This window comes from Streptomyces sp. NBC_00354 (assembly GCF_036106915.1).
GTDB lineage: Bacteria > Actinomycetota > Actinomycetes > Streptomycetales > Streptomycetaceae > Streptomyces.
Genome location: NZ_CP107983.1, coordinates 8,220,302 through 8,246,735, shown reverse-complemented (window position 1 = coordinate 8,246,735; position 26,434 = coordinate 8,220,302). Strand labels below are relative to the sequence as shown.

Sequence of the window (26,434 nt, the reverse complement as noted above, 5' to 3'; positions counted from 1 at the left end):
GCCGTCTCCCGGCGCTACGCGGCGTGGACTGGCTGCTCGTCGCGGCGCGCACGGTCGATTTCGCCCGCGAGTGGACCGGCACCGACCTGACCGCCGCCCGGATCCCGCACACGCTGCACTCCGTGCCGGCTGCCCGTGCTCCGGGGGTCCGCTACGGGGTGCGGCTGCACCGGAGCAGCCGGCTCACACCGGACGCTCGACGAGGGGTCGGACGCTGCGCACGTCGCCGCCGATGAGGCCCAGGACCATGGGCAGGCCGAGGCGGCCGACGCGCTCCGCGCCGGCGGGGGTGCCGCCGACGCCGAGCCACAGGGGCAGCTCGTTCTGCTGCGGGCGCGGCGGACGGGGAGGTCGTGCAGGGCGGGGCGGTGGCGGCCGGACCAGGTGACGTGCCCGCTTGCGCGGATCGCGAGCAGCAGGTCGAACTTCTGGACGAAGACATCGTCGTAGTCGGCGGGGTCGATGCCGAAGAGGGTGAAGGCTTCGAGGAAGGCGCTGCGGCCGGCGACGCTCTCGGCGCGGCCGCAGCTGAGGCGGTCGAAGGAGGCGAAGCCCTACCATCCCGAAGTCGCCGGGCGGGCGGTCCTCTACGCGGCGGACCACCCGAAACGCAAGCAGTACTACGTCGGCGCCAGCACCATGGCCACCATCTGGGCCAACCGGATCGCCGCCGCGCTGCTGGACCGCTACTACCTCGCCCGCACCGGGTACGAATCCCAGCAGGCCGAGGAGCCCAAAAAGCCGCACCGGCCGCACCATCTCAGGCGCCCCCTCGACGACGCCGGCGGCCACGACTTCGGCGCCCACGGTTCCTTCGACGCCCGTTCCCACGGCCGTGCCCCGCAGCTCTGGCTCTCGCAGCACCCGGCCCTCTCGACGACCGCCGCCCTGGCGGCGGGCGCGGGCGGTGCGGCGGCGGCCCTGTACGCCGCCCGGCGGCCTTCCTCTGCACGTACGCGCGAGTACGCCGGCAGATGGGCGCCCGCCTGACGGCTCGTCATGCCGGCGCGGAGTCTTTCCCTGCGCCGGCCCCGGACCCGCCGGCCGGAGCCGGGCTGAGCCTGAGCGTCACGACATAGGCGACCACGACCGCGACGATCACCAGCGGCATCACGGTCAGGCCCTGCGCCCCCAGCAACAGGGTGGCCAGCAGCACCGAGGTCAACGGCAGCCTGAGCATGGCAACCGACATGGCGCCGATGCCCATCGCGAACGCGGAGGTCAGCTGCAGGCCCGGAAGGTGCGAAAGAGCGATCCCGCCCGCCGCCCCCAGAAACATCGCCGGGAAGATCGGGCCCCCTCGGAAGGCGCCCAGCGAGGCAGTGTAGGCCAGCCCTTTGCAGGCGACGAGCAGCATCGAGGTGCCGACCGTGTAGCCGGCGCTGTTCGCGAGCAGCGGCCCCAAAGCGGCCTGCCCCGAGTACAGCACCTCGGTCGCGGCTTTCCCCGAGCCTTCGGCGTAGGCGATGGCGAGCCCCGCGACCGCCAGGCCCATCAGCACGGTGGCCGGGACCAGGTGCCGCTCGACTCGCGACTGCAGCAGCAGGGCGGACTGTCGGATGCCCGTGCCCACGAAGGCCGCCGCGAGTCCGATGACCAGCGCCCAGCCGAACTCGGCCACGGTGGGCGAATTGGCCTGCGGCACGTCCTGGAGGGCAAGGGAGTACGTGCCAAGACCGGTCCAGTTGTCCAGGCCGACGAAGACGAGCGAACCGATACCGGCGGCGAGCAGGCCCGGCACCAGCACGATCCCGAGCATCGGCCCGCCGATCCCCGACACCTCCATGAGGAGGAACGCCCCCGTGATGGGCGACCCCAGTAGGGTGCTCACCGCGGCGAAGCTCCCCGCGGCGCCGACCATCGCCTCGACCGGCGGCGGCACGGCCGGCTTGAACAGTCGGACCAACCAGACCGCCACACCACTTCCGAGCATGATGAGCGGCCCCTCAGGTCCGAGCACCGCGCCAAGACCCAGCGTGGCCACAGCCGCAAGGAGGACCCCGGGAAGCTCAACCGGCCTCGGCGCGCCCGACACCGACAGCCCCTCGGCCGGCTTGTGGCCGCCCGTCCCGGGGAGACAACGGATGGTCAACCCCACCAGCAGGCCCGCCACGGCGAGAAGCGGCAGGGGCCACCAGGGCGGGGTCCCCTGGAAGCCCAGCGCTTTGGGCAGGTCGGCGTAGGTCCAGGACTGGAGCCCATCGACCAGCGCGAGGAAACCGTACGCACCAGCGGAGATCGGCACTCCGAGCACCGCAGCCACAACCAGAAGACGGACATAACCGCGACTCCTGACCTGGGCGAAGGGATCAGGCGACGTCGCCCCCGCCGCTCCGACGGAACCCTTGGCCGACATGCGCATCAACTCCCCGGCAGCGACATCCGTCGAAAACGCAGCAGTCCACTGCCGCCACGCAGAGTTGATACCACGTCACACCATCCGCACCACGCTGGCTCACCGGCGACCTGAGCCAGCGAAACAGGCGGAGAGGAGCCGGGCGTCGATGAACAGCATCTCCGGGACACGGTGCCGGGCCGCGCCAACCGAAACGACGGTGCCGTCGGGCAGGTCGCAGTCGACAGTGTCGGCCTGCTCGGCCAAATTCGGGATCCGCATCAGTGCCGGACTACCCCGACCGCGCCCGCTCCCCCGACCGCGGCGCCCCGCAGCCCGGCCGGCCGGCCAGGCCAGCGTCGCCCGCAGCCTCCCGATCCCGCCCGGAACCGCTCCCCAATACCCGCACCTCTCCGAGGACCGCCAGCGGGACCGTGCCCAGGCTGCCCGGTACGCCTGGGAGCGGGCAGACATCGTCGGGGTGTCGGACGATTCACGGTTCCAGCGAGGTCCCCGGTGGAGATTGCAGGTTGCAAACAGCGGAGGGGTCCATCACGGGCGATGCCCTCGGTGCGCATTGCGGTCTGGTCGTGCTGGCGGCCGGGGCGGCCGGCCAGCAGGCGACGCACCTGCACCTCGGTGCCGTCGATGCGCAGGTCCACCCCTTCCGTGTCGGCGTAGGCGAAGACGTCCGCCAAGGTACGCAGGCGCACGCCGGGCCGGTCGGGGACCGCGAAGCCGCGCCGGGCCGACAGCGGCCGGATCTCGTGCACCGCCCGGGTAATGGTGGGGCGGCTGACCCGGTAGAGGGCGGCCAGGGCCGCGTGCGGCAACTGGAGCCGCAATACAGCCGGGTGACCAGCACCCGGTCGGTGAAGACCAGGGCGGTGGTTCGGTCCGGCGCCAGCCGCGCGGGCTGGGTACGGGGTCACAACCTCCGCAACCCGTGCGGCCGTTGTCACAGCACGGCTGACCGCGTCTCTGGAGGGCCGATTCGCTACTTGGCAGGCTCGGCGGTCAGTGCAGTGGCGACACGTCGGAAGCCGAGTCGGGCGTAGATCCGGGCGACGTCATCGTCGCTTGCCGACATGAAGACGGTCTCCACTCCCCGCGATCGGGCGTCGGCCACCAGGGCCGCGGTGACCGCGAGGCCAAGACCACGACGGCGTGCGGTAGGCAGCGTCCCGACACCGACGATCTCGCTGACCGATCCGACTGGCTGGTGCTGGCCCGCGCACAGCGCGGTCCCACCTTCCACCGCTGCTGCAACCGAAGTCCGACCCGCCCCGATCCGCTCCACCAAGCGTTCCACCGACCCGTCACCTGCTCGGGCACGCACGGCATCCGCCAGCTCGGTGACTCCCGTCAAACCAACACCGGTTCCGGGCTCCGCGAAAGCAAGATGCGGCACGGCCAGCGCGCTTGCCAGCGCCGGATCATCCGGACCCATGGTCCGCACCGATGATCCGCCGGACAACTCGTCCGCAGCGGGAACCGGCGCGCCCGGGTCAAGCACCATCAAGGGGTGCTCGTGAACCACAAGCCCCGAGTCCTCGATCGCGGCCCGCAGCGCGGGCGTGGTTTCGGCGATCCACTCGAAACTCTCCGGGATCCCGAGTTCACGCTGCCGGGCGCGGACCCTAGCCACAGCGGCGGCACTCACCGCACCGGACCATCCCCGAGCCGGACGTGCGTAGAACGGCCAGCCTTGGCCTTCCCGCACGAACAGAGTCAGCGGCCCGAAGTCCTCGACTCGGGCACCGTGACGCGGCACGGCGTCGTAGTACCAATCAAGTCGGTCCAGCAATGCCCGCTCAGGGCGATCATCAAGATCCACAGAAGTCACGCCGGGCAACTAAACACCAGGTCGCCAAGCACCGCCACCTCATTACGGCTCGGGACCAACCAGCCTCCGCGCAGACGATCAAGCACGGACCGAGCTACCGCGCGAGGTGACAATGGCCATTGACGCGCTGTCTCACCGTCCACCTGGCAGAGATGGCCGGGCGCAGCTTGAGTGGCAGAACACGGATCTGCGCGACCTGGCGAGGTCCCCGGCGCCCGTGGTGGTCAGCAACCCACCACCGCTGTTCCGCCCGCCGTAGCGGTCACCGACGTCACCTGCAGCTGCGACACCCCGCACGACGGCGCGCCCGAGAACGTGATCGGCTGCGGTGCGAGCTTCCGGCTCGAGCTCGAAGCCGAACCCGAGGCCACCTCGTGACACGGCCGCCCTACCGTCCGCGACGCCCGCAGCGGGCACCCACTCCCAGCGACCTCGCTGAGCGCGATGCCTTCGCGAACCTGGGCAACGACGCGCTGCCAGCGATCCGCGCCAGCGCCGAGACCTGGCGAAACGGCCTGGCTGTCTTCATCACCGCCGTCACCGCGGGCGTGGCGGTCAAAGGTCGCGACATCACCGTCGACCTCGCCTGGCCATGGCGCCGGCTCGTCGCGAGCCTCACGTTCGGCGGGTTGCTGATCGCGGTCGCCGGGCTGTGGCAGGCCCTTGGCGCGCAGGCCGGAACGAGAGCGGGCAAACAGTCATTCCACGACGTGCAAGTCAACTACGGTTCCGTGGCGGCGTACAGGATTTCCCTGGCCGCCACCGCCGCGCGTCGGCTCAGCATCGCCCGGCGTACGGTCGCGGTCGCGCTGCCGCTGGCGCTGGCGCTCATCCTGGGCGGTATCTGCGCCGCCCTGCAGGCGCCGAGCAAGACCACGCAGCCGACGGCCGCGCTGCGTGTCGATCATCGCGGCGCGGCCACGTGCGGCGCGCTCTCCTCAGCAGACGGCGGCTACGTGCGGCTCAAGGTCAAGGGGCGCAACGACCCGATCGCCCCCCGCCGGACCGGGAGGATGGGCCAGCAGCTCTCCCACCCACTGGCCGTCGCCCTGCGGAACACGGCGATGCGACTGACACCCTCCCGCGCCGCAACGCGCATGATCCTTCGCCACCACGCCTGGGCCCCACCACAGTTGAACTGATCCGATTCACGCCCCGCCAACGCACCACCAGGCACTTGCTCGACTCGGGCACGGACGTGTCAGTGTTCGGCGATACCCTCTCCCTGAGCGCGCAGGAGGGGACGTCCAACCCTTCTGCGGCGGGGGACGATCAGCCCGTTGCCCAGGTAGGCACCGTCCCAGATCACCGTCGTCCCGGCGGCCGTGGCGGGCAGGTCCGGCTCGCGCCAGGCGTGGGCGTCGGCCTTCTTTCCCGGCGTCGGCCGGGCCGAGGCGATCACCAGGCGGGTGTCGGAGACGATGTTGGCCTGCCCGTTTACCGAGATCCGGTAGTTCCGGGAGGAGGCTGTGACCCTCCGGTCGCAGACCGGGACGCGGGTGCCGTCCACGATCCACAACCGGTCGGTGCCCGCCACCGGCTTCGGGGCCGGGCCCTCGGACAGGAGCAGGCCAAGGCTCCGGCCGGCCCGGCAGACGGTGACCGGGGAGATCCCGAAGAGCGGGGCGAGCTGCCGCATCGCGAGGTTCGTGCGGTAGTACCCGGCCACCACCGGGCTTGTTCCCGCCCCGCTCCGGCGCCACCCCAGCAGCTTGGCGAACGCCGCATCGACAGACCCGTGAGCCTCTCCACCCACACCGGCTCAGCCCGCAACACCCCACCCGTACAGGCAAATGCCCCGAACCGAGCTTTCTGCAACGCCGTTCAGCCGAGCAGGGCGGCCGCAGACTCCTCGGCGAGGTCCTCGGCGTGTGGGGGCAGCGGGTGGCCTGCCCGCAGGGGGCGGCGGACCACCCCGAGCGGCAGGTCGATCAGGGCCAGGGCGATCCGGTCCCGGCCCTCGGGCCCGGTCAGGCCGAAGGCCGCGCCGAGCCTGCCGAGGCGGGCGAACACCCGCTCGTTGCCTCGATCCGCGCGTTCCCGGTGCTCCTCGGACCAGACGGCCCGGCCGAACTCCTCGGCGCCGTACAGGAGCAGCGCCGCCTCCCGCGGGTGGGCCCGGCTCCAGGCCACGACGTGTCGGGCGCCGGCGCGGGCGGCCCTGCGGGGGTCGGGGTCGCCGTCGAGGGCGGCAAGGTAGCCCTCCTGGAAGTCCTCGACGGTACGCAGCCACACCTCGGCGAGGAGCGCAGGGCGCCCCGGGAAACGGTGGTAGACGGATCCGCTGGGCGCTCCGACGGCCTGGGCGACGGCGGACATGGTGACTGCGGCCGGGCCGCCAGTGGCCGCGAGGAGGACGGCGGCATCGAGGAGCTCGTCGGCGTCGAAGCGGGGTGGTCTCGGCATGAATCAGAGAGTACTCTCCAATTCAATTAGAGGTTGCTCTCCAATTGAAGGAGCTCCATGCCCGTCCACAACGTCCACGAACGCCTGCTGCCGATGAACGCGGCCGAGGCCGGCGCCCTCCTCGACTCCCTCTCCGACGGGCCGGCCGACCAGCTCTGGCCCCACCGGACCTGGTCTCCCATGGAGTTCGACCGCCCGCTGTCCGCGGGCGCGAAAGGCGGACACGGCCCGGTCCGCTACACGGTCGCCGCGTACGTCCCGGGAACCTGGGTCCGGTTCACCTTCAGCGGTCCTCGCGGCTTCCACGGCTTTCACGAGTACGCCGTGCTGCCGGTCGACGACGAGCGCACGGTGCTGCGGCACACCCTGTCCATGCGGGTCACCGGAATCGCCCGGCTGAGCTGGCCGCTGGCCTACCGCTGGCTGCACGACGCACTGCTGGAGGACAGCCTCGACCGTGCCGAGCACCCGGCCCGGCGCGCCCGCTGGTCCCCGTATGTCCGGCTGCTCATGGCCATCGCCCCCAAGGAACGCTGACGGGCCCCGGACCCGCGCTCCCGGCAAGGTCCGAGAGACACGACCCGCTGCTGCGAGATCGGCCGCGCATACCCCGCCGACTACGGCCAAGCCGCCCACCATCCCCGGCGGCCGCGGGCTGGCCGTCAGCCGGGCCTCGCTCGAAGCTGACCTGGCGGCCGCAGACGCCCGCACCACTCGCCTCGCCGCTCAGGGTCCGCCGCCTCGAAGCCCTCCTCAGCGAGGTCCTGGGCTAACAGATCCGGCGCGCGTCTGGCATCGGCGGCCCCGACGACACCGAACACCTACAGGCCCGGATCGCCACGGCGACGGGCTCGGACGGCATGCGCCCCTGGGAATGGGAGGCGTTCTTCGCGGCCCTGCGCACCGGTGTCGCGCTGTGCCAGGCCGCCTCGCCGCCGGGATCTGGCCCGAGAGTGTTTACGAGCGACGCCGCACGATGCCGAGTTCGCCCGCCGCACCGACCGGGTACGGGCCGCGCGATAGCGCGGTGCCTGGCGGGACAGGGCCGGGCGGCGGGCTCGGTCCATCTTGCGAGTGACCTGCCGGAACGTCGACTTCCCGTTCCTGCGGATGCTCGGGCCCGCCGGGGGTCAGCGCGGCCCCCAGCTCGCGCCCGGGCCGCGCGGCGGGGCCCGGACGGGTGCGGCGAGGGCGAGCGGCACGGGGAACTCCACCCGCCAAGGGTGACCCGGCACCGTGAATTGATTGGGGAGGCGCAATGCTCAAGCGCGCACGCTGCGTATCGTCGAGGAAGCATTGGGCGGGGACGGCACACTGCGGCTGATCATCTTCATGGGAGCGGCCACCTGCGCCGCACTCACCCTCGGTGGTGGCACCTGGCTCGCGGGTCTGCTGTAGCGGTGCTGAGGCGCGATCCAGATTTTTCGGAGTTCGGCGGTGGGAGGATGTCGAGAACGTGCCACCGGCTCCGTCCCAGGGACATCGCCGACCGCCACCGGCCGCACGAGGAAGAAGGAGAAACCAGCATGGCGATTCAGCGGATGGACAACGTCGGCATCGTCGTCGAGGACTTGGATGCCGCCATCGCGTTCTTCGTGGAACTCGGTATGGAGCTTGAGGGCAGGGCGGAGGTCGAGGGCCTCGTCGCCGACCAGTGCACCGGACTCGACGGCGTCCGCTGTGACATCGCGATGGTCCGGACCCCGGACGGTCACAGTCGGCTCGAGCTGGCGAAGTACCGCAGCCCCGCGGTGATCAGCGCCGGGCCGCGCAACCGGCCGCACAACATTCTGGGCACGCACCGCGTCATGTTCGCCGTCGACGACATCGAGGACACCGTCGCCCGACTGCGCCCTCACGGCGCCGAACTCGTCGGCGAGATCGCCCGGTTCGAGGACAGCCATCTGCTCTGCTACCTCCGCGGCCCGGAGGGCATCATCATCGGACTGGCCGAGCAACTGCGCTGAGAAGGAGAAACCGAACCACGCAGCCGAACGAGATCACCGCGGTTCCAAACCGCCCGATCAGCCAGGAGCTGCCGGCCCGTGACGTGACCCGCCCGGCCTACGTCGCCAAGGACGGAACCCCGCGCAACGTACCGATCGCCTCCACCTGGAACAGGTCGCACATCGCCATGTGCACAACGAAGAAAAACGCGCCCAAAGCCAGGCCGCGCCAGCACTTGAGTTGGCGATCCAGCATTCGACAGTGTTCACGTGCATGACGGGGATGTAGCTTCGTGATCATGAAACCGTTGACCGGCAGCATCACCGACCAGGCACCGGCCGATCCGGCCGCCACACAGGACATGCTGGCCACCCAGCCCATCGGCTACTGAAGCGGGCTCGCCCACGAGGCCGTGACCCGCCATCTGCGAGACGCCATGGCCAGGATCGATGTCACCCAGCCGCAGTACTTGGTACTCAACCGAGTAAACGGCGGGCCCACGGCGCCGAGCCGTGGAGAGGTCACCGCCCAGCTGACCCCCCCTCGCGGACGGGCAGCACGAGATCCCCCGGGTCTTCTACCAGTTGCTCCACCGCGGCTGGCTCCGGACCGACGCCGGGCAGAGCCTGCACCTCACCGATGCCGGCGAGGCCGCCAGGGTCCGGCTCCGCGGACTGGTCACGGAGCTACGTGCCCAGGTCCACAAAGGCATCAGCGACGAGGAGTACGCGGCCGCACTCAAGGTACTGCGCACGATGAGCGCCAACGCCGAGGGAGATCGGGACGCCCAGGAGGGGTGATCACCGCTACCGTGCTGGAGGCCGCCTCGCCGACTCAGTGAGCCGATCGACCGGCTCAGCGGACTCGGTCGCAGACAAGAGCCGGCGCGCCTTGCCCACCCGCGGTCGGACCACGAGCGGCGGCCCTCCCCCTTGCGATGCACCGCACCGGACCCCGCGACCTGGCAAACCCTTCCGGTCACAGCTCTAGCCAGTTCCGGGCCCGTACCGGAGCCGGCGACCCGGCCCCGCTGCGGGCGCATCGGAGGTCGGGTCGCCGTGATGTCCGGTGGGTCGTCAGGCGCGGCAGCGCAGCATTTCCAGCGGGGGGTTGGCGTAGAGGTCCGCCCAGTGGTCCGCGCCGAACTCGCGTACGCCGGCCTCGGACACCTCCACCGGGACCCAGGTCAGCTCACCGAATCCGGCAGCCTTCAGGCAGTCCTCGTAGACCGCGCGGCGCGGACGGTTGGCGACGAACGAAACGGACGGGTCGAGCAGCGCCGTGGTGCGGACCTGCGGTCCGGTCTCGACCTCCTCGCCGGTGAGCTCGCTGCGGAAGCCGTACTTGTCCGGGGACGGCCCGTCGAAGCGGAAGTCGGGCGACTGGTTGAGCAAGAACAGCTCGGCGCCGGGCTTCAGGCTCTGGTGGATGTTGCGGCACATCAGCTCAGTGGTGGCGATGTCCGGTGCGTAGTTGAGCAGCTGGACCGCCAGGCCCACGTCGAAGGGCTGCTCGAAGGTCCGCAGCGCGGACACGTCGCCGACCTCGTAGCGCACGCCCAGCGGGTCGTGCTCCTCCAGCTTCTGCGCCACGGCGACCATCTCGCCGGAGATGTCGATTCCGAGCACGTCCGTGGCGCCGCGTCGCTTGAACTCCCGGCTGTAGAAGCCGGTGCCGGAAGCCAGGTCGAGGACCGACTTGCCGCTCACGTCCCCGACCAGGGCCAGGAAACCGGGCACCACCGCGTACTGCTCCAGAGGCAGAGCCTTGAACCCCTCGTACGCCTCACCGATCTCGTCGTACTGCTGCTGCGCACTCATCGTGCCGTCCTCCCCGTGTGTTTCACCATGTCAGCGGCCCCAGCCGCCCGCGATCGGGGCGGGCATCGGCCTCTGGCTGGCAGTCTCTCCCAACCTGGCAGTCCGTCAGGCTTAGCGGAAACCACAAAAATTCCGACATCGTCCCGGGCTCCCGCACAGGCGACGGTTTCCAGCGGGTCCAGCGTCTCGTCCACGCCGGGGCCGCAACGGCACCTGAGGGTCGGCCCGGGACCCTGGACCCGCCGAAACCGAGGCGGAGGCAACCGCGCAGACCTCGTGCCCCTGTGGTTCCGCGACAGTGACGGCGACCTGGCCGACACGCTGGTCGACGCCCTCGGCTCGGCTCCCTCTGCGACAGCGGGCACATCTGGCTTCTCACCCCGAAGACCGGGCAGGAGGGATCCCTCGAGCCCAGCGACGTCGCCGAGGCCTCTGTCACCGCCGGCCTCGCCACGACCACCACCATCGGCGTCGCCCCCCAGGTGGTCCGCCCACGCGACTCATCTCCCCCAAGGCCGCTCGCAGCAACCGGAAGTAGCGCACCTCACGCTTTGGATGCTCCGCAGGCACGGGAGCCGCACCCGACGCACCAGAACACCGCGCCGTTATCTCGCCCCGGGTCTGGCCGCGTACCAGCGCGATGTTCTCGAGGCCTACGCCACCACCCGGCTGAACTAAGCACGGCGCAACCGCCATCGCGGAACAGGCCCGCGATGGCGGTTGCGCTGGTGCACGGCAGCCAGCAATGTTCGATCCCGAGAACCGGCTGCCACCACCTCAACAGGACGCTGCCCGTTCTCATGAACAACGACTCCGCTCACGAAAGACCGCCGCCCGACGAACTGAACAATCGCTGCCGGAAGTCGTGAACAAAGCCGCCCTTGTCAAGCCTTCGCAAATCCGTGCTCTGGCCGCGCTCAACAACATCTCACCAACCACGGAACGCGCTGCTGCGCGGTGGCGCGATGGACTTCAGCCGATTTGATGTCCCGGGGTAACCTCCCGGGACAACAGGGGCGTCGGTGAGCTGCGGGATCAGCCGAAGTGGTACACGGTGATGGTCACGGAGCCGCCTTCATCGCTGATGGTGTACTCGCCGGGGCCCGTGTAGGGCACGCAGCCGTCAGCGAGGACGTCGTCATCGTTGATGCCGGTGTCGTCTTGCCCTACGAAGGCGCACACCTCGGCGACCGGGTGGGGAACGAACCTGTGTTCGGCGCCGCCGAACAGCGGATAGCGGGGCACGGTGGGGGTGTTGATGTCCCGGTCCGGGTGCTCCCACAGGGCGGTCTGCTGGCCCCACGGTGTCCTCATGACGACTTCGCCATAGGGCTCGGGCAGGTCGTTGTCGCCGCTCTCCCGGGGGTTGGAGAACTCGATCGAGTATGTGATGGGCCCACTGGACGCCTGGGCCTCGCCGGCGCTCACCACACCGACCAGCATCAGAGCTGTCGAGGCAAGGACCGCCAGTCAGCCTACGGACTTGCGACGCATATCAATCTCCTCCTACTTGGAGTAGCCGAGCGACTACTCCAAGTAGCCTAGGGGGCATATGCAGCGACTCCACCGGACTCATGGGCAAACCCCCCAGAGGGATGGCGCCGAAGCCCAACATGATCATTGCGCGGGCGCACACGCGAGCGCGAACCGCACCGAGTGTCGGACCACCCCCACCGACTCCACCGAGGCGGCACCCGCAGACCGGCCGGCCAGGACAGCATCACCCACAAGCCACCCGACCCCGACCGAAACCACGCCACCAGCCTCACATCGCCCAGCACCGCCAACGATCCAGCGCATCGAGCTCCACGGTCGCGGTCGGCCTGTTCCCCATTGGCGCCGTCGTGCATGGCGCCGACCTTCCTCACCACGGCCTTCAGGCTTATCGATGGGCTCCGATGTGGCTCACCTTTTACCGGTCCTCGCTGGCGCTCCTCGACCTGCTCGCGGCTGCGCTTCTGATCAGCGGCAAGCGCAGAGGGACAGACCTCGCTTGCGCCGTCATGACGACCGACCTCGCCGCCCAGCCCGGCCTCCAACGACTGGTCACCTTCACAGCATTCGTCCTAGGAACGGCGCCTTTCGTCCGGCGGCACCTCGCCAGTTGAGCTGACGTGAAAGACCCGCTTCCGACACACGCCTGGACGAACTTGGGTCCGAGGAAGAAAGTGCACGCGCACTTCTCGGACTTCCACGTCAGCACGCCCAAGCTCTGGCCGCGAAGGGGGCGCCGCCGTCGAGGCGCCTCCGTTCAGGTGCTCGGCACCGGGACCGGCCTGGCCAGCACCTGGTCCAAGACCTCGGTGAGGAACCGCGCCGGATCCGTCGCCGACGCCGTGGTGCGCATCGCGACGATCCCGTCCGGACGGACGAGCAGCGCCCCTTCGTCGGGGAGCCACGGGGCCGCGACGCGGTGCGCGGGAAGTCCGACGTTCGCCGCGGCGGTGAGCCAGCGCTCGCCGGCGACGCCCACCAGCAGGGTCCACCGGGACGCCACCAGGTCGAGCGTGGAAACCCCGTCGATCCACGCGTGGGGCACCCGTGAACCCGGCGACCCGTCCAGCACCAGGTCCACTGTGGACGGGAGTTCGGGCCGGGGGTCGACAACGGCGGCCGAGTCGTACCTTTGGCCGAGGTGCACGACCGGCGCCGCCCACACCCCCGCCGCCGCTCTGGCGGCGTCGGCCTCGGGTCCGCGTCCCCAGTGCAGCTCCGGGTCGGCGAGCCTGCGCATCGCCTGGTCCAGCGTCGCCGCGGCGACCGGTTCACGTTCGTGCGCGTAGGTGTCGAGCAGCCCGGCACCGGCCTCGCCGTGGTGGACGGCGGCCAGTTTCCACGCCAGGTTGTGCGCGTCGGCGACCCCGGTGTTGAGGCCGAACGCGCCCAGGGGCGACACGGTGTGCGCGGCGTCGCCCACGAGGAACACGCGGCCGACGGCGAAGCTTTCGGCCGCTGCGCTCCGGGGCCGCCACGGGAGCACGCTGCGCACCTCGACGTCGAGGTCGGGATCGCCGACCGCCAGCCGGACGGCCGTGGCGCAGCGCTCGTGCGTGAAGTCCTCGGGGCGTTCGCCGCCGTCGACGTCGCAGGAGACGTGGAAGACCCAGTTCGTCTCGCCGTCCACGGTGACCAGCAGGCCGGGCGCGTCCGGCGTGGTGATCGTGCAGGTGGCGAAGGACATTCCCCGCAGGTGCGGTCGGAGGTCGGCGCGGAACAGGATGTTGATCATCGACTTGCCCAGGTCGCCCGGCCCGGAGGTGCCCACGCCGAGCGCGGCCCGCACGGTGCTGTGCGTGCCGTCGGCGGCGACTGCGCGCGTGCACCGAAGCGAGTAGCGGCCCTCGGGTCCCTCCAGTTCGACGTCGACCCCGTCGGCGTCCTGCGCGATGCCGACCAGGCGGGTCGACCAGCGCAGGTCCGCTCCGCGGCGTGCCAGGTCGGCTGCCACGACGGCGTCGAGCCGGTCCTGGGCGCAGACGCCGCGCAGTCTGAACGGCGTCACGTCCAGCTCGTCGGCGGACGGGGTCGGCATGGGCACGGTCACGACGTGGCCCGCGCCCATCTCGACGACGGTCCGAGCCACCGCCTTGCCCGCGGCGCCCCGGAGGTCGACCGCGGCGGCGTCGACGGCGGTGTCGAGCCCGAGTTCGCGGAGGACCTCGACGGTGCGCGGTCCGATGCCGGTGGCACGTGGGTGCACCGACGGCCCGGACCGGCGTTCGACGAGCACCGCAGGAACGCCGTGGTGGGTGAGCAGCGCCGCGGTGAGCAAGCCGACGCTGCCGCCTCCGACCACGAGCACAGGCACAGGCACTTCTGGACACATCGTCTCCGTCATGGATACACCGTAGCCAGAAGATAGGATGCGGGTCAACGAGGAAAGGAACCGCCCCGATGACCGAACCCGTTCCCTCGTCGGTGTGGACCCGGCCGCGCCCCGAGCCACGTCGACGCGCGCCCGGGGTGGACCAGTACGTGGCCGCCGCGCTGGCCGTCGCGGACGCGGAGGGATTGGCGGCAGTGTCGATGCGGCGCGTCGCGGGTGACCTCGGTTCCGGGACCGCCTCGCTCTACCGGTACATCACCAACCGCGACGAGCTGGTGGACCTGATGGTCGATGCGGCGCAGGGCGAGGATCCGCTGCCCGGGTCCACCGAGGACTGGCGTGCCGGTCTGGGGGCGGTAGCGCACGCGTTGCGTGCGACGATGCTGCGGCACCCTTGGTTGGCGGGTGAACTGGCGGGGAGGCCCGCGCTCGGCCCCAACTCGTTGCGGCGGTATGAGTCCGCGCTGCGCGCCGCCGTCGCACTCACGCCCGACATCACCCTGGCCTCGCAGGCGCTCGGCGCCGTGCACGCGTACGTGCTGGGTTCGGTCGCCGCCCAGCAGGCCCTTCGGCGCGCGGAGCAGCGCACCGGGCTCAGCGAAGAGGAGTGGCAGCGCAGCGTCGGCCCCTACATCAGAGAGGTCCTCGCGGCGGGCGAACACCCGATGCTCGCCCGCCGCGTCCTCGAAGCCGAGGAACCCGACCCCGACGTCGAGTTCGCGTTCGGCCTGGACTGCGTGCTCGACGGGCTCGCGGCCCGGCTGGGTCGATGAGCGGTCAGTACGCGTAGCGGTTCACGGTCTCGGGTGGAGGACGAGGCGGACCTGGTCCTCGGCCAGGATTGTTCGATGGGACCGGCCTACAGCGCAGGCCTGCAACCACCCCCGGGCCCCGCCATCTGGAAGCTCGTCCTGGACAGCCGTGATCGCACTCGTGGTATCGGCGTTCGTCTGGGACTTGCACTGATGCCGATGACCGCCGTCTGGCGGGACGGGAAGATGGTGCTGGGGCCGCTCCACCTACTGAAGAGCGAAACGGTCCCCACCGCAGGCACCCTTGCCAGCCAGGCACTCCGTGAAATCGGTGTCAGCGCACACGGGACCCGGGACGAGTTCGAGATCGCAGGGCTCGATGAACACGGGGAGAGCATGTACTGGCTGTCCTGACCCTCCCTCGAAACTCGAGGTCATGGCCGAACGACGGCGCAAGACCCTGGCGATCCGCCGTCGCTGCCAGGAGGACATCCACACCGGGCAGGGACTGGAACCGCAGCATCAACCACCGCGCCGGTCCCCGGTCCGGTCAGTGGAACACGACGGCGCGACCGGTGGTGATGCTCGTGCGGCACACCTGGTACAGCTGGTGCCAGGCGAACCTCTCCATGTGGAAGAGGTCGTCGGACGCGGTGTCCAGGCGGGCGCTCTCCTCGTCGGAGAGGTGCCGGTCCCGGTCGAGCCGGACTCCGATGGCGGGAGCGAAGCCGCACAGTTCGGTGAGCAGCTGCTGACTGGAACCGACCATACCGCCGCCCTCTACCTGCTCCGCCGGCAGGAAGAGGGGATCGTCGAAGTCGACCGGCACGTAGAAGCCCGCACTGTCCGAGTGGCACAGCAGGTGGGAGCTCATCATCGTCGACTCGTCGAAGACCTTGTCCTCGTCGCGTTCGTACTGCTCGGCGCTGGTGGCCGATGCGGGCGTGACGGTCTCGCCCCGGGCCGCCAGCACGAAGACGCGGCGCAGGTGGTGCAGGTGGCTGGTGGGGAAACTTGTGAAGCGCAGACGTGACGGCTCGTCCAACGCCGGCTCCTGCCAGACGATTCCCTCATCGGCCAAGGCCCGGCTGAGAAGGTCGAATCGCTCCTGCCAGCGTACGAGCGCCTCGTGCTCCTCGACGCCGGCCATGTTCTGGAGCATGCCAACCGAAATATGAAGTCCCATGACCGGAAGGCTAGACGCCGGCTCTGACAGTCACGGCACCAACCGTCGAGCGGCGGTCTCGGCTCCGTCACTCGCACCGCTTCGGCGACGAGCGCGGCATGAGCCGTCACGGCGGGCCGGAGGGTGCGGCTGAGCACTCCATGGGCGGCGATGTGGTCGTAGAACGCGGTCCACTGCGCATCAGCGGACCGGAGCGTGCTTGCTCTCCGGGGTCCGCTGCTGCGCCGCCTTCGGCTCGTACGGCCAGTCTCCGAGACCGACGGACCTCCGCCCCCCTGTACTTCGTCACCGCATTGCGCACCCCAGGCACGGGCGTCCCGGCCGACCAGCGGAACTGCGTCAACGTGAGCGTGCGAGGGCATCATCACCTCGTGATCAATCATGTGCCGTCACCTGATGAGGTAGCCGCCGTGCAGACTCCTCACGGCGGCTGGACAAAGAAGCAGCTCGCCCAGTGGGGTGTCCCCTGGCCTCCGCCCCAGGGCCGGCGCAAGCACTTGGAGGCCACATGGGAGGGCAAGGATGCTCCCCCGCTGCCCCGTCAGGAGCCGGACCAGGGCTCCCCGTTCCGAGTCGCCGCCACCATCGCAGGGGCCGGTTCACCCCAACCGGGGTCCGGCGGCGCGTCCCGGCGATACCGTGGTCACCAGACGCCGAATGACGGCCCAGGAGCACCTGATGAGCGAACAGCCGGTCCCCGCCAGCACCGTGCGGCAGCAGCTGGAGCCCGCGGCCGCTGACGCGGTCCGCGCCTACGCCGCCAAGACCCGCGAGAACGCCGACCGGCTCGCCGCCGTCCTCGAGGACATCGCCACCAACGGCCTGCCCCCGGTGGAGGAGTGCACGCCCTGGGAGGAACTGCGCGAGGCCCATCTCGCCCGCCTCGCCGCCCAGCGCCCGGCCCTCGCCTGATGGCCCCACGACGCGCCCGGATCGCATTCAGCGACTCCGCGGCCAAGCAGCTCGAAGACCTCACCACCGAGCGCGCCATCCACGCCCTGGACCGCGCCCTGGTCGCCATCTCCGTCGACCCCGAGATCGGCGATCCGATCCCCGCCGACGGCACCGGGCCCGAGCTGCGCCAGTACGCCGACGAGATCGAGGACGTCCACGTCCTGTACTTCGTCACCGCCCTGCGCACCGTCGTTGTGGTCGCCTACATCGAAACCTGACCAGGACGACCACGGTCACCCTGAAAGCGACATCCTGAGCCTGTCAGCACGCTGCCGGCTTGGTCCATGAGCAACGGCTGCGCTGTGACGGCGGCAGGGAAGGCGTCTGGCGGCGGAAGCCCTTCGGAATGTCACCTCGGCCGCCCGCATCGGCCGCGGCGACTCCGGGCAGCTCCTCCTGGCGGACTGCGCCCGACTCCCTCTCCCCTGGGCCTCGATACGTGGCATCCTCGCGGCGGGACTCCTCGACCACCTGCCCCACCCGCGCCCCGCGTTGCGCGAACGGGCACGCGTCAGCGCGGCCGACGGCACCCTCTCCTCTTCCACCCGGCGGGCCGCGCCGAGCGGGCGGCCCGCCACGGCCGCCCACTCAGCCCCGACGACCCGCTCGCCGTACCGAACCTCCGGCCGATCCTGCACGCCACAGGCTGGAAGCTGGTGGTCTACGACGACGCTGGGCAGTACTTCCTCGCCCGCTGAGGTGTTCCCGCCAGGGTGGGTGGACGGCGCGCCCAGCGCGCCCATGCAGTCGATGACCCGCGGGAGGACGCAGCGCAGCTGGGGCGGATCCCCTCTCTGACAGCTACGCGACCCGGGGCATCGCAGTGACAGTGGTCCGTACGGCCTGAGAGGCGATCAGGGCGCGCTGGGACGGGCACAACCCATAGCTCCCTCTGCCATGGCCGGACCATAGTGGCAGTCCGGCCATACGCGCTCTTGCTCCGTCCCGGCTGGCTGCCGGGACGGAGCGAGAGCGCGTACGGGTTGGGCTCAGCGGGTGCTTGCGCGCCGGCGCCGACGGAGCACGACGGCCCCGCCCGCGAGGGCGAGTGCCGCGCTGGAACCGCTGGCAAGGAGCAGGGTGGAGGACGAGGCGTCGTCCGCACTGCGCTGGGGGCTGTAGCCGCTGGAGTAGCCGTTGGTGTCGTACTCCGAGCCGGGCAGCTTGTCGGCGTAGCGGGCCTTGACCAGCTTCTGGTAGTCGCTGAGCGACACCGAAGCCTGGCCGCCCAGGCCTTGGCGGGCCTCGTCGTTGAGCGGCTCGACGGTGGTGAGCTTGAGCTGGTACCAGCCGCGGATCTGTGGCTCGGTGAAGACCAGCGTGCCCAGGGTGGCCTTGCTGGCGTATGTGGCGTCGCTGTCGCCGTCGCGGATGGCTGCCAGGTGCCAGCCGCCGCCCTGAGTGGGGGCGAGCATGACGGTGGCGCTGCGGCCGTTGACGGTGGCGCTCAGCGAAGAGACCAGCTGCGTCAGCTTGATCGCCTCGGTGGGCAGTGGCTTGGCGGTGCCCGCGACGAACCCGGGGGTGATCTCGTTCCGTGCCACCGGGTCCTTGATCGTGAAGACCGGGAGGCCTTGGCACGGCTCGGCCGTTTCGGGGATCGTCTGCACCGGCCCGTCGGCGCCGCCGGTGGGCACCGGAGTGAGCAGGAACCGGCAGACGGCGTTGCGGACGTCAGTGGACTTCACCGCGTTGAGGGCGGCCTGATAGTCGGGGATGTCGGCCGGGAGAGGGTCCTTGGCCGGGGCCGCATGGGCCGGACCGACGACGGACAGCAGTGCGGATGCACTCAGTGCGATGACGATGGACAGGCGGGAGAAGCGAGAGTCCGCCCGCTTGCTGGACATCTTGTTGTCGCGCATGTCGCCTGCCTTAGCGGGAGATACCGATGCGGGAGTGGGTCCACTTGGACGAGCTGTTGCTCACGTAGTCGTTGTAGTTCCACCACGTGTACGTGGTGGTGTCCGGCCACGGGTCGGCCACGGCGATCGTGTTGTTCGACGTGTCGAAGCCGTAGACCACGTTCATGTGGCCGCCACCGGACGTCCACCCGATCCGCGCACCGATCGGCCGGGCCGCCTTGACGTCGGTGTACACCTGGTTGAACGTGGCCGCGCTGCTCAGACCCGAGCCGGTGTGGGCCATGCCGAGGCTGCTCCAGCCCCTGGCCATGTCGTCGAGCGTGGCGGGCTGGTTGTTGCAGCCGTAGTAGGGCTGGGCCCGGTTGCAGAAGTCCGTCTGCGTGGAGCCTAAGCCCTGGAACTTGGCGATGGTCAGCCCGGAGGCGACCCAGCACCACTGGGTCTTCTCCTGCTTCAGCATGGTGATGGTGTCCTGACCCGCTTCCGCGTGAGCCGTGCCTCCCGCGGCCGCGAGCGATCCCAAGGCGGCCAGCACGATGGCCGACGCCACGGCTCCATACCTGAATTTGCCCATGTTCCTGCCTTCCCCAGATGGGTGCAACGAGATGAGCGGGGCAATCTGGCACGAATATGACAGTGCAGAATGTCGAAGGCATAGGAGATCTACATTAATTCAACCCCTACTGATTACTTGTCGTGTAATCGTGTAAGTAAAGGCTGTTCCGTTTGGGGCGGTCGTTATCCCGTGATGCAAGGTTGTGAAGTCGGGCGCTGCCGAACGTGGCTTGGTCGACGCCAGTACGGCCTTGGCCAGGGTACGGACCACAGCTGCGGCCGTGGTCTCTCCGACCACAGTGGTGTGCTGGGCATGCGCCGCGGCGACGGCGGTGCCCGCCGGGGCCTGGGTGCCGCGCCCTTTGCGGTTCTTCAGGTCCACCGCGATCTCGTCCCAGTCCTGCAGAGGCTGCAGGCCCCGGCGCATCCGTGCCTGGTCGGCGATGACGTAGGCGTCCTGGGCGTCGGTCTTGCCGTCCCCTCGGTAGCCGTGGGAGGCATGGTGAACGGTGCTGCCAGGAATACGGAGAAGCCGTTGGCCGTGACTGGTGAGCAATGCGATCAGCAGGGCGGCTCCGCCCGCGTTCAGGTCGACTGCCCAGGTCACCGGGTCATCCTCAGCCAGTGCGAGGACGTTGCCTCTCAGCTCCAGCAGCTCGGGCTCGTTGTTGGGCACCCGGCGCGAGAGCACCTTCGTCCCGTCCGTGTCGCTCACCGTGCAGTGATGCGCGGCCTTCCCGGCATCCGTCCCCGCCCAGAGCCCGGGCACCCGAACCTCCCTCGCGCGGCCTATCAGTCAAAGCCACACGTACGGCATGCGCGCCTTCAGCCACACCCAGGCCCCTGGGTCTCCCGATCGCACGGAGGACCGGAATCAACCCGCCAACAAGGTAAGGAGCGCTTCAGACGGCGGATCCCGCCCGCTGAGGCGCTCAGTCACCGCCGGTGCGACTGAGCATTCCTACGGGCACCTGAGCAGTTCAGCTGGCCCTTTGAGTCCCACAGTTGGTGTGCGATGGAATCCTGGCACGCCGTCAATCTCGGGAGCGCTGGCCCTCCTCGGCTTGGTGTTCGGGGTCTGCCTATGCTGCCTCCATGGGTTTGGATCTCACGCTGTTCATGGCGGACTGGAAGTACCTGAGTGCCGTCCCCGTTGAGAGCCGGGTCCAAGCACTGGACGACGCGACCGGGTCACGGGAGCTCGACGGCGAGTACGAGGGGTGTGGGCGGGCCGACGGCTGGTTGTGGCCCCCGGATCGGGGTTCTGCGTGGTGTGTCGAGTACGGCTTCTTCACTACCACCGGCTCCTATCGCCCGCATGCCCGCGCCGGGGATGCATGGGCCGACATGCGCCTCCTCGTCGACGCATCCGTGCGCGAGGCGATGGACACCTTTCTCATCGGTCTGATCTGGGATGCGGATCCGGCCGACGATCCCGCGCTGACTGGCGGCGGAGGGTTCTTCCCTCCGGCCACCGACCGCTGGCACCCGCGTGTCCTTCTGGTGTGCCCGCCCGAGGCAATAGCCGGCAAGGCCCGCGCCTGGGTGCGGGTGGAGTCCCACCTCGAGGAGTTGCGGGAACCGTTCGCCGCCGAGTGCGAGGGCTGGGCAGGCCGCCCGGACACCTTCGAGGACTTCACCGCGCTTCTGCGTGAGTGGGGCGACGTGACCACGGAGGCCGCGCGCCGCGGTTGGGGGCTGGTGGGTCTGCCGTAGCCGTCAGCGGCGAGAGGTGGGAACAGGCGATGACCCAGGCCGTGATCGGTTATCCCTTCCTGGCCCGGCGCCTGCGGGAGTGGTCGCTCTTCCGCGCCGTCGCGCTCAAGCTGCCCTGGCACCCCGGACGACCTGCTCGCGTCGTCCAACTGGCTCCAACTCAAGACCGCCGCCGAAGGGAGCACCGAGGCCGTCCAAGTCCTCACCGAATCCGGCCGCACCAAGCGGAGCCGCAACACCGCCAAGGCCACCTCAAACACCAGAGCGAGCGCTGAACTCAGAACCCTCGAATATTGCTCTGACCACAGACGAGCGCGGCACTAGGGTTCCCTCGTGATCTCTACAGACCCCGCTTCCGGCCACAGTTGGTTCAGCTGCCGCATCCGCTTCGCACACATGGCAAGTGGCAGCAACGTCCTCCTGTATTCGGTATCGGTGTTCCTGATCCAAGCCGACGACTACGCGACTGGCTTGCAGATGGCGCTGGCCCGAGGGCGCCGGGAAGAGAAGGTCTACGCCAACGCGGAGGGCGAAACGGCCAGGATCGCCATGGTGGAGGTGGAAGCACTGGACATGCTGGACGTCATCGACGACGGCGTCGAAGTCGCCTGCCTTTGGTCCGAGGACATAGTTCCGAACCCGTTTCCGATGGACTTCGTCTTTCAGCCGACAGCGTCCAAGCCCACCAACTCGGTGTGAGCTGGCGCCGCCTCGTCTGGTCCACTTTTCACCCGTCGCCGACAGCCAACCCGTCACCGGCGCCGCCACGCCGAGCTCGTCACCGGCACGAACGACACTGCACCGCCTCCAGTGACAACTGACTGCAGATCCGCAGCTGCACTGGGTGACCTCAGCGACCACCGCCGGTACAGCTCCCTCAACCCCGACCAGGTCGACTGGGCGCAGCTGCGTTCGGTCGGCAAGGGGCGGCGCTCCCCGCTCGCCGGCCTCCGGGCGCAACCGGCCTGACTCCCCGGCCCGGCTCTGATGGCCTCTTCCCCTCGGCTATCGAACTAGAGGTGTCGTTGTCCGAAAAGGGCTTGCCCGGGGCCGCTCACCTGGGCGAACGACTCATGGCAGTTGGAGCTCGGTGAGCCACTCGTCACGCGATGGGACGTTCAGGAGCAGGGCGGCTCGGACGGGGTCCCCTTCGGGAGGAGTTTGCGTTCGTCTTTCGTGTAGTCGCGTCCGGCGCCGGCGCAGAGCGTGCGGAACTGAGCTTCGGGGCGAAGGTTGAAGGCCCGGCGCCCTTCACCGTTGTCGATCACCAGTTGGTGGTCCCGGGTGATCTGCGTCGTGGTGTCGGTGATCTCCTCGGTCTTCCACTCTGTCGTCGCCAGTGTGACGAAGGAGCCGTTCGCCAGGTCGTGGACCTTGACCAGTCCGTCCAGGTAGGTGAGCAACCTGCCGTCCGGCGTGAACCCGATCAGATGCGTCCCGGTCGGGTCGGGTGCCTCTTCCCGCAGCCGTTCCTGGCGGTCGACGTCCCACACGCGCACCTTTCCGTCAGAGTTCTGTACGGCGAGCCGCGAGCCGTCAGGGGAGAAGACGAGCCCGCTGCCGAGCGAATCCTCCGTGAACGGAAAGCTGATGGCGGGGCCCGTCAGCGTCGCGACCCGCTCCGGGGCGCGGACGTCCCACAGCAGGATCTCGCCACGACCGCCTCCTGCCCTGGTGACGACGGCGACCTGTCCGGGGTGTCCGGGACGGGCCATGAGCTGGCCGTACTTGAAGATGTCGCCGAAAGGACCGTTGGAGTTGGGTCCGGGGTGGGCGAGAAAGGGCTGACTGAGGACGGTCCCGCGGGCGGCATCGAGCCGCGCCAGCGTGCCCTTTTCGGTCACCAGGACGATCTCGCTGCCCTGCACTCCTACGACGCTGTCGATCTTCTCCCCCTTCTGTGCCTCCTGAGGGAGCGGCATACTCCGGCCGAGGTCGGACGCCGCATAGGAGCGGTGGAGGCCGGTCTTACGCCCCCACACGACGACCGACTGCGAGTCGGCGGTCCACGTGATCATCCAATCGCCGGTCTGCTCCTCGACCGGAATCACTAGGGACCGCAGGAGTGTGCGGGAGGCGTCCAGGATCTCCAGGGTGTGGTCGCTGACCCTGGCGACGGAGCTCCCGTCGGGCGACAGCGCGAACCTTCCGTCCCTACCGTTGCCGGTCTGGAACCGTTCGTGTCCCGACGCCTCTGCCCGCACTGCCATCAGTGTCGTACCGACGGGTACGAGAACGGTGAGCCCGCCGTCCGGCTGCGGCACTGCCGCAGCCGTCGCGCGTTCGTCGCCGATGTCTCCCGAGGTGGGCAGGCGTGTGCGATAGGCCTGCCCTGTACGCACGTCGGCCAGGATCGACTCGACATACCCACCGTCCTTGACCTCCCCGACCCCATTAGTGCCCTCGACGCTGTAGTTCCCCGTGGCATCGTCAGCGGCGAGCGTGTTGACGGCGGGAATTGCGATGCGCGGGCCGGGCGCGCGGCCGAGTGCCTGGGTGTATGCCTCTCCGCCGGTCCACGAGATCGCGACTTCGCCTCCGGCTCGGAGAGCCTCGTGGGCGGAGGACAAGTCTCCGGGCACCGAGCCCGGACCGTAGAGCTGGCGGCCGGTGGTAAGCTCCTTGACCTCGATCTGTCGTGCGGACCCTTTCCAATGGGTCACTGCCACCGTGCCTGGGTCCGTGGTGAAGGCCGCCTGGTCCACCCTGTAGCCGGCCACGAGACTGTCCGCGACGGGCAGTCGGTCACCGGAGGGCACTTCCCATGCTTCGGCGAAAGCCGGAACACACCGCCCGGCGTCGTTCTTGCACTCCTCGGAGCGGTCGTCCATGGTCAGCAGCAGCCGCTCCCCGTCGCTGCTGAAGTCCAGGGTCCCTCCGGTCTCTTTGGCGATTTCATGTTCCCCGCGGTTCAGGACGATGGGATCCCGCCCCTCCCTGTCGTTCAACCGCCACAGCCGAACCGCGTCCTCCGCGGCCAAAGCGAAGAGGCTGCCGTCCGGGCTGAGGGCGCTCACCAGACCGCCGGCGGGGACTCCACCGAGTTCAGAGGTCCGGATCTTTCCTTCGAGGGCGCCCGCGACGACGGTGAACGCGAATACATTGCCGCCCGACGGCTTCGACGCCACCACTAGAGTGCGGCCGTCCGAAGTGGCGTCCATTCCCTCGAACCGGCCCTTCCACACGGACGGATAGGCGCCTACGAGGTACTGGTCCCGCGCGTACTGGTGCATCAGCGCATCGCGGGTCTTCGGGGTCTGCTGGATGTTCCATGCGGCCAGGGCCAGCTGGAGCGCCGTGGCCGGGTTGTCGTCGGGGGTGTCCTCTGCGGCTTGGGCCAGCAGCGCCGCGGCCTGGATTCGCAGCGTCGCTTCGGTCTCCCGAAGGCTCTGCACGGTGGACCATGCCAGTACGAGGGCTAGCACGGCAAGAACGGCCAGTGTCCCGACGGCGGCCTGCTTGATGCGGGCGCCGCGCCGGGAGTGGCGCAGGCTCAGCAGCACGTATCCGCGCTCGTCGGCGGATACGTCGTCAGGATGCGCGGCCAGTCGGCGGGCGGCTTCCGCGAGATCGGTACCACTCAACAGCCGGGGTGACTCCATCTGCTGTGCCTGCCACCGCCGCAGGTCGGCGCGCAGCTGTTCCTGCCAGGCGCGGAAGTCCCGGGAGTTGGCCAGCCAGCGCTGGAGGCGAGGCCAGAGTCGGGTCAGCGCCTCGTGCGCCAGATCGACTATCTCCTCAGTACCGCCTGGGCCCCGGGAGAGGACAACGAGCTTGCTCGGTGCCAGCTTCCTCGCCAGTTCGATGAGTTCGGGAGCCAGGTCGGCGGCACGGGTGGGGCGGCGGAGAAAGGCGTCCCCGTCCGGGCGGGCCAGTTGCACGAACAGTCGCCGGGCTCGTTCTCGCTGGGAAGGCGTCAGCCCGTCGATCGTGTCGTCCGCATATCCGACCAGTGCCCCTGCCACCCCGCCCAGCTCGTCGTACGCGGCGTGAGTCAGCATCGACCGGCTGCGACGCTTCCACAGTTCGGTCAGGGCGAACTGGACCAGGGTCATCCGGCCGGGCTCGTCGCCCGCATCCGTAACGATCCGTTCCGGCAGCCCTGGCTCGAACCACAGCCCCGGTATGTCATCGACGGGCGCGGTCACTGCTTGCGCCAGGCCCTCGGCGGGCAGCGGAGCCAGGAACTCCACGGCGTCGCTGACCAGATCGGACGTTTCAGCTGTCACCAGCACGTCGAGCGAATCGGGCCGCGCGGTCGCGACGACTCGCAGCACCGCTGCGCCGTCCTTGCCCGCCAGCGCGGCAAGCAGCCCTAACAGGTCGCGGGCCTCAGCGGCTTCAGCACCCGCGTACTCCTCGAACTGGTCGACGAAAAGAACATGCCCGGCTCCCTCACCACGGGCAAGAATCCTGCTCCGCAATTCGGCCGGGACACCGTCCCCCGCATCCAGGAGCCTTGCCAGTTTCTCGGCCTTGGCGAGCCGCTCGATCTCGCCGAGCCCCGGCTCCAGAACACCCGTCAGCACCCTAGCCAGCACCGCGGACGCCCGTGCACCGGGTACGGGTCGTAGCTCGGTGACACTCATCCCCCCGGAGCGCAGCCGGGGCAGCACCCCCGCCCCTACGAGCGACGACTTCCCGCACCCTGAGGGCCCCGCGACCAGCGTCACCGGCCGCCTTCGGACGGCCGCGTACACACGCGCGATGTCACTTTCCCGGCCGTGAAAGAACTCCGCGTCGTCCTCCGAGAAGGGTGCGAGGCCCTGGAACGGGCAGCGCGACCGCAGCGTCTCCTCGTCGACCAGCTCGGCCGACGGCAGCAGGTATGCGGTGCGCTCGCCCACGTGCGCGGCGACCGTCATCCCAACGACGCCGTCCTGTATGTCGTCCCAGACCGGCGACCCGCTGAATCCTCCCGAGATCCGCGGTCCCGGCCCGTGTACCTCCATCTGCACCCAGCCCGACCCCTGCCCGGCCCGCAAGGTGCCAGAGGCCCACACCCCGCGATCGGCGCCGCCCGGATAGCCCAGCGCCCGGAACGTATGGCCCCATATGCCGGTCCCGTCGACCAGTTGCACCGGGCGCGCACCCTCGACGGCCGCCTCCAGTCTCAGGAGAGCGACATCCTGCCCCCCCGCGCCGCCACGACACCACGGTCGCCCGCACCTTAGGGCGACCTTCCAGCAGCGGAAAATCGAGATCCACTGGCCCGCCCGGCGCCTCCTG

At 69.8% G+C, this 26,434-nt stretch carries 23 protein-coding genes and 7 pseudogenes; 16 read left to right on the top strand and 14 right to left on the bottom strand.

Translation table 11 applies throughout. The features are described from left to right. Positions 1–23 precede the first annotated feature (23 nt). Positions 24–236, top strand: coding sequence for a hypothetical protein (locus OHT74_RS37925; protein ID WP_328622822.1), 213 nt, complete (start codon positions 24–26; stop codon positions 234–236). 117 nt (positions 237–353) lie between these two features. Here the strand turns inward: OHT74_RS37925 and OHT74_RS42270 are convergent. After that, positions 354–491 (bottom strand): annotated as a pseudogene (locus OHT74_RS42270) (LLM class flavin-dependent oxidoreductase); the annotation flags it as partial. Here OHT74_RS42270 and OHT74_RS37920 point away from each other — a divergent pair. Continuing rightward, the gene (locus OHT74_RS37920) at positions 475–990 is read left to right on the top strand and encodes a hypothetical protein (RefSeq protein WP_328622821.1); all 516 of its coding nucleotides are present in this window, start codon (positions 475–477) and stop codon (positions 988–990) included. The pseudogene OHT74_RS42270 and the gene OHT74_RS37920 sit on opposite strands and share 17 nt — an antisense overlap. A 7-nt stretch (positions 991–997) precedes the next feature. Here the strand turns inward: OHT74_RS37920 and OHT74_RS37915 are convergent, their stop codons facing one another. The 3 genes and pseudogenes from OHT74_RS37915 to OHT74_RS37905 all read right to left on the bottom strand — a co-directional run bounded on the left by OHT74_RS37915 (position 998) and on the right by OHT74_RS37905 (position 4,181). Continuing rightward, positions 998–2,362, bottom strand: a complete 1,365-nt coding sequence (locus OHT74_RS37915; RefSeq protein ID WP_443047641.1) for a chloride channel protein — start codon at positions 2,360–2,362, stop codon at positions 998–1,000. 530 nt (positions 2,363–2,892) lie between these two features. Continuing rightward, a pseudogene (locus OHT74_RS37910) lies at positions 2,893–3,297 on the bottom strand (transposase family protein); the annotation flags it as partial. Positions 3,298–3,332: 35 nt separating this feature from the next. Beyond that, positions 3,333–4,181, bottom strand: a complete 849-nt coding sequence (locus OHT74_RS37905) for a GNAT family N-acetyltransferase (RefSeq protein ID WP_328622819.1) — start codon at positions 4,179–4,181, stop codon at positions 3,333–3,335. A 171-nt stretch (positions 4,182–4,352) separates the two neighbouring features. Between OHT74_RS37905 and OHT74_RS37900 the strand changes: the two genes are divergently transcribed. Both OHT74_RS37900 and OHT74_RS37895 read left to right on the top strand, forming a co-directional pair. Continuing rightward, the gene (locus OHT74_RS37900) at positions 4,353–4,559 is read left to right on the top strand and encodes a hypothetical protein (protein WP_328622818.1); all 207 of its coding nucleotides are present in this window, start codon (positions 4,353–4,355) and stop codon (positions 4,557–4,559) included. 614 nt (positions 4,560–5,173) lie between these two features. Then, positions 5,174–5,323 (top strand): annotated as a pseudogene (locus tag OHT74_RS37895) (FAD-dependent oxidoreductase); the annotation flags it as partial. A gap of 62 nt (positions 5,324–5,385) precedes the next feature. Here OHT74_RS37895 and OHT74_RS37890 read toward each other — a convergent pair. Both OHT74_RS37890 and OHT74_RS37885 read right to left on the bottom strand, forming a co-directional pair. After that, positions 5,386–5,909 (bottom strand): annotated as a pseudogene (locus tag OHT74_RS37890) (IS5/IS1182 family transposase); the annotation flags it as partial. A 96-nt stretch (positions 5,910–6,005) separates the two neighbouring features. After that, positions 6,006–6,587, bottom strand: a complete 582-nt coding sequence (locus OHT74_RS37885) for a TetR/AcrR family transcriptional regulator (RefSeq protein WP_328622816.1) — start codon at positions 6,585–6,587, stop codon at positions 6,006–6,008. A gap of 57 nt (positions 6,588–6,644) precedes the next feature. On the opposite strand from OHT74_RS37885, the gene OHT74_RS37880 reads away from it, so the two are divergent. The 4 genes and pseudogenes from OHT74_RS37880 (at position 6,645) to OHT74_RS37865 (ending at position 9,334) form a co-directional block, all read left to right on the top strand. Then, entirely contained in the window at positions 6,645–7,124 is a 480-nt protein-coding gene (locus OHT74_RS37880; RefSeq protein ID WP_267002488.1) for an SRPBCC family protein, read from the top strand. 708 nt (positions 7,125–7,832) lie between these two features. Beyond that, positions 7,833–7,985, top strand: a complete 153-nt coding sequence (locus tag OHT74_RS37875) for a hypothetical protein (RefSeq protein ID WP_328622815.1) — start codon at positions 7,833–7,835, stop codon at positions 7,983–7,985. A 128-nt stretch (positions 7,986–8,113) separates the two neighbouring features. Further along, positions 8,114–8,554, top strand: coding sequence for a VOC family protein (locus OHT74_RS37870; RefSeq protein WP_328622814.1), 441 nt, complete (start codon positions 8,114–8,116; stop codon positions 8,552–8,554). A gap of 278 nt (positions 8,555–8,832) precedes the next feature. Continuing rightward, positions 8,833–9,334 (top strand): annotated as a pseudogene (locus OHT74_RS37865) (MarR family transcriptional regulator). A 276-nt stretch (positions 9,335–9,610) separates the two neighbouring features. On the opposite strand, the gene OHT74_RS37860 reads toward OHT74_RS37865, so the two are convergent. Next, a complete protein-coding gene (locus OHT74_RS37860) occupies positions 9,611–10,354 on the bottom strand; it encodes a class I SAM-dependent methyltransferase (RefSeq protein WP_328622813.1) in 744 nt (247 codons plus the stop codon). A gap of 27 nt (positions 10,355–10,381) precedes the next feature. On the opposite strand from OHT74_RS37860, the pseudogene OHT74_RS42265 reads away from it, so the two are divergent. Together OHT74_RS42265 and OHT74_RS42260 are read left to right on the top strand one after the other, a co-directional pair. Beyond that, positions 10,382–10,660 (top strand): annotated as a pseudogene (locus tag OHT74_RS42265) (hypothetical protein); the annotation flags it as partial. Positions 10,661–10,719: 59 nt separating this feature from the next. Continuing rightward, on the top strand, positions 10,720–11,223 hold the full coding sequence (locus tag OHT74_RS42260) for a DUF3052 family protein (RefSeq protein ID WP_443047758.1): 504 nt from the start codon (positions 10,720–10,722) through the stop codon (positions 11,221–11,223). A gap of 166 nt (positions 11,224–11,389) precedes the next feature. Here OHT74_RS42260 and OHT74_RS37850 read toward each other — a convergent pair whose 3' ends face one another. Then, the gene (locus OHT74_RS37850) at positions 11,390–11,785 is read right to left on the bottom strand and encodes a hypothetical protein (protein WP_328622812.1); all 396 of its coding nucleotides are present in this window, start codon (positions 11,783–11,785) and stop codon (positions 11,390–11,392) included. 820 nt (positions 11,786–12,605) lie between these two features. Then, positions 12,606–14,162 (bottom strand): FAD-dependent monooxygenase, encoded by a 1,557-nt coding sequence (locus OHT74_RS37845; protein ID WP_328622811.1) that lies wholly within the window; start codon positions 14,160–14,162, stop codon positions 12,606–12,608. Positions 14,163–14,248: 86 nt separating this feature from the next. Here OHT74_RS37845 and OHT74_RS37840 point away from each other — a divergent pair, with 86 nt between their 5' ends. Together OHT74_RS37840 and OHT74_RS37835 are read left to right on the top strand one after the other, a co-directional pair. Further along, positions 14,249–14,953, top strand: coding sequence for a TetR/AcrR family transcriptional regulator C-terminal domain-containing protein (locus OHT74_RS37840; protein WP_266671289.1), 705 nt, complete (start codon positions 14,249–14,251; stop codon positions 14,951–14,953). Positions 14,954–15,028: 75 nt separating this feature from the next. Continuing rightward, positions 15,029–15,346: a hypothetical protein gene (locus OHT74_RS37835; RefSeq protein WP_328622810.1), complete on the top strand. Its 318-nt coding sequence runs from the start codon at positions 15,029–15,031 to the stop codon at positions 15,344–15,346. A 136-nt stretch (positions 15,347–15,482) separates the two neighbouring features. Here the strand turns inward: OHT74_RS37835 and OHT74_RS37830 are convergent, their stop codons facing one another. Continuing rightward, complete coding sequence (locus OHT74_RS37830; RefSeq protein WP_266671285.1) at positions 15,483–16,118, bottom strand: hypothetical protein; 636 nt, start codon at positions 16,116–16,118, stop codon at positions 15,483–15,485. 678 nt (positions 16,119–16,796) lie between these two features. Here OHT74_RS37830 and OHT74_RS37825 point away from each other — a divergent pair. Together OHT74_RS37825 and OHT74_RS37820 are read left to right on the top strand one after the other, a co-directional pair. After that, on the top strand, positions 16,797–17,030 hold the full coding sequence (locus OHT74_RS37825; protein WP_328622809.1) for a hypothetical protein: 234 nt from the start codon (positions 16,797–16,799) through the stop codon (positions 17,028–17,030). Then, complete coding sequence (locus tag OHT74_RS37820) at positions 17,030–17,290, top strand: hypothetical protein (RefSeq protein WP_328622808.1); 261 nt, start codon at positions 17,030–17,032, stop codon at positions 17,288–17,290. Before OHT74_RS37825 ends, OHT74_RS37820 begins: the two co-directional genes overlap by 1 nt. A gap of 771 nt (positions 17,291–18,061) precedes the next feature. Here the strand turns inward: OHT74_RS37820 and OHT74_RS37815 are convergent. The 3 genes and pseudogenes from OHT74_RS37815 to OHT74_RS37805 form a co-directional block, all read right to left on the bottom strand. Then, positions 18,062–18,934 carry a hypothetical protein gene (locus tag OHT74_RS37815; RefSeq protein WP_328622807.1) on the bottom strand — a complete coding sequence of 291 codons (873 nt, stop codon included), beginning with the start codon at positions 18,932–18,934 and terminating at the stop codon, positions 18,062–18,064. A gap of 10 nt (positions 18,935–18,944) precedes the next feature. Next, a complete protein-coding gene (locus tag OHT74_RS37810; RefSeq protein ID WP_266671276.1) occupies positions 18,945–19,484 on the bottom strand; it encodes a papain-like cysteine protease family protein in 540 nt (179 codons plus the stop codon). Between the two features lie 243 nt (positions 19,485–19,727). After that, a pseudogene (locus tag OHT74_RS37805) lies at positions 19,728–20,258 on the bottom strand (IS110 family transposase); the annotation flags it as partial. 326 nt (positions 20,259–20,584) lie between these two features. Here OHT74_RS37805 and OHT74_RS37800 point away from each other — a divergent pair. After that, positions 20,585–21,205, top strand: coding sequence for a hypothetical protein (locus OHT74_RS37800; protein WP_266671274.1), 621 nt, complete (start codon positions 20,585–20,587; stop codon positions 21,203–21,205). Between the two features lie 333 nt (positions 21,206–21,538). After that, the gene (locus OHT74_RS37795; protein ID WP_266671270.1) at positions 21,539–21,904 is read left to right on the top strand and encodes a DUF4288 domain-containing protein; all 366 of its coding nucleotides are present in this window, start codon (positions 21,539–21,541) and stop codon (positions 21,902–21,904) included. Between the two features lie 419 nt (positions 21,905–22,323). Here the strand turns inward: OHT74_RS37795 and OHT74_RS37790 are convergent, their stop codons facing one another. Continuing rightward, positions 22,324–26,286 (bottom strand): nSTAND1 domain-containing NTPase, encoded by a 3,963-nt coding sequence (locus OHT74_RS37790; protein WP_328622805.1) that lies wholly within the window; start codon positions 26,284–26,286, stop codon positions 22,324–22,326. Between the last annotated feature and the right edge of the window lie 148 nt (positions 26,287–26,434).

Bases quoted from the DNA above. Each gene is read 5' to 3' on its own strand.
- OHT74_RS37915 (WP_443047641.1), bottom strand. From the start codon at position 2,362: ATGCGCATGTCGGCCAAGGGTTCCGTCGGAGCGGCGGGGGCGACGTCG.
- OHT74_RS37885 (WP_328622816.1), bottom strand. From the start codon at position 6,587: ATGCCGAGACCACCCCGCTTCGACGCCGACGAGCTCCTCGATGCCGCC.
- OHT74_RS37880 (WP_267002488.1), top strand. From the start codon at position 6,645: ATGCCCGTCCACAACGTCCACGAACGCCTGCTGCCGATGAACGCGGCC.
- OHT74_RS37870 (WP_328622814.1), top strand. From the start codon at position 8,114: ATGGCGATTCAGCGGATGGACAACGTCGGCATCGTCGTCGAGGACTTG.
- OHT74_RS37860 (WP_328622813.1), bottom strand. From the start codon at position 10,354: ATGAGTGCGCAGCAGCAGTACGACGAGATCGGTGAGGCGTACGAGGGG.
- OHT74_RS37840 (WP_266671289.1), top strand. From the start codon at position 14,249: ATGACCGAACCCGTTCCCTCGTCGGTGTGGACCCGGCCGCGCCCCGAG.
- OHT74_RS37835 (WP_328622810.1), top strand. From the start codon at position 15,029: ATGGGACCGGCCTACAGCGCAGGCCTGCAACCACCCCCGGGCCCCGCC.
- OHT74_RS37830 (WP_266671285.1), bottom strand. From the start codon at position 16,118: ATGGGACTTCATATTTCGGTTGGCATGCTCCAGAACATGGCCGGCGTC.
- OHT74_RS37825 (WP_328622809.1), top strand. From the start codon at position 16,797: ATGAGCGAACAGCCGGTCCCCGCCAGCACCGTGCGGCAGCAGCTGGAG.
- OHT74_RS37820 (WP_328622808.1), top strand. From the start codon at position 17,030: ATGGCCCCACGACGCGCCCGGATCGCATTCAGCGACTCCGCGGCCAAG.
- OHT74_RS37815 (WP_328622807.1), bottom strand. From the start codon at position 18,934: ATGCGCGACAACAAGATGTCCAGCAAGCGGGCGGACTCTCGCTTCTCC.
- OHT74_RS37800 (WP_266671274.1), top strand. From the start codon at position 20,585: ATGGGTTTGGATCTCACGCTGTTCATGGCGGACTGGAAGTACCTGAGT.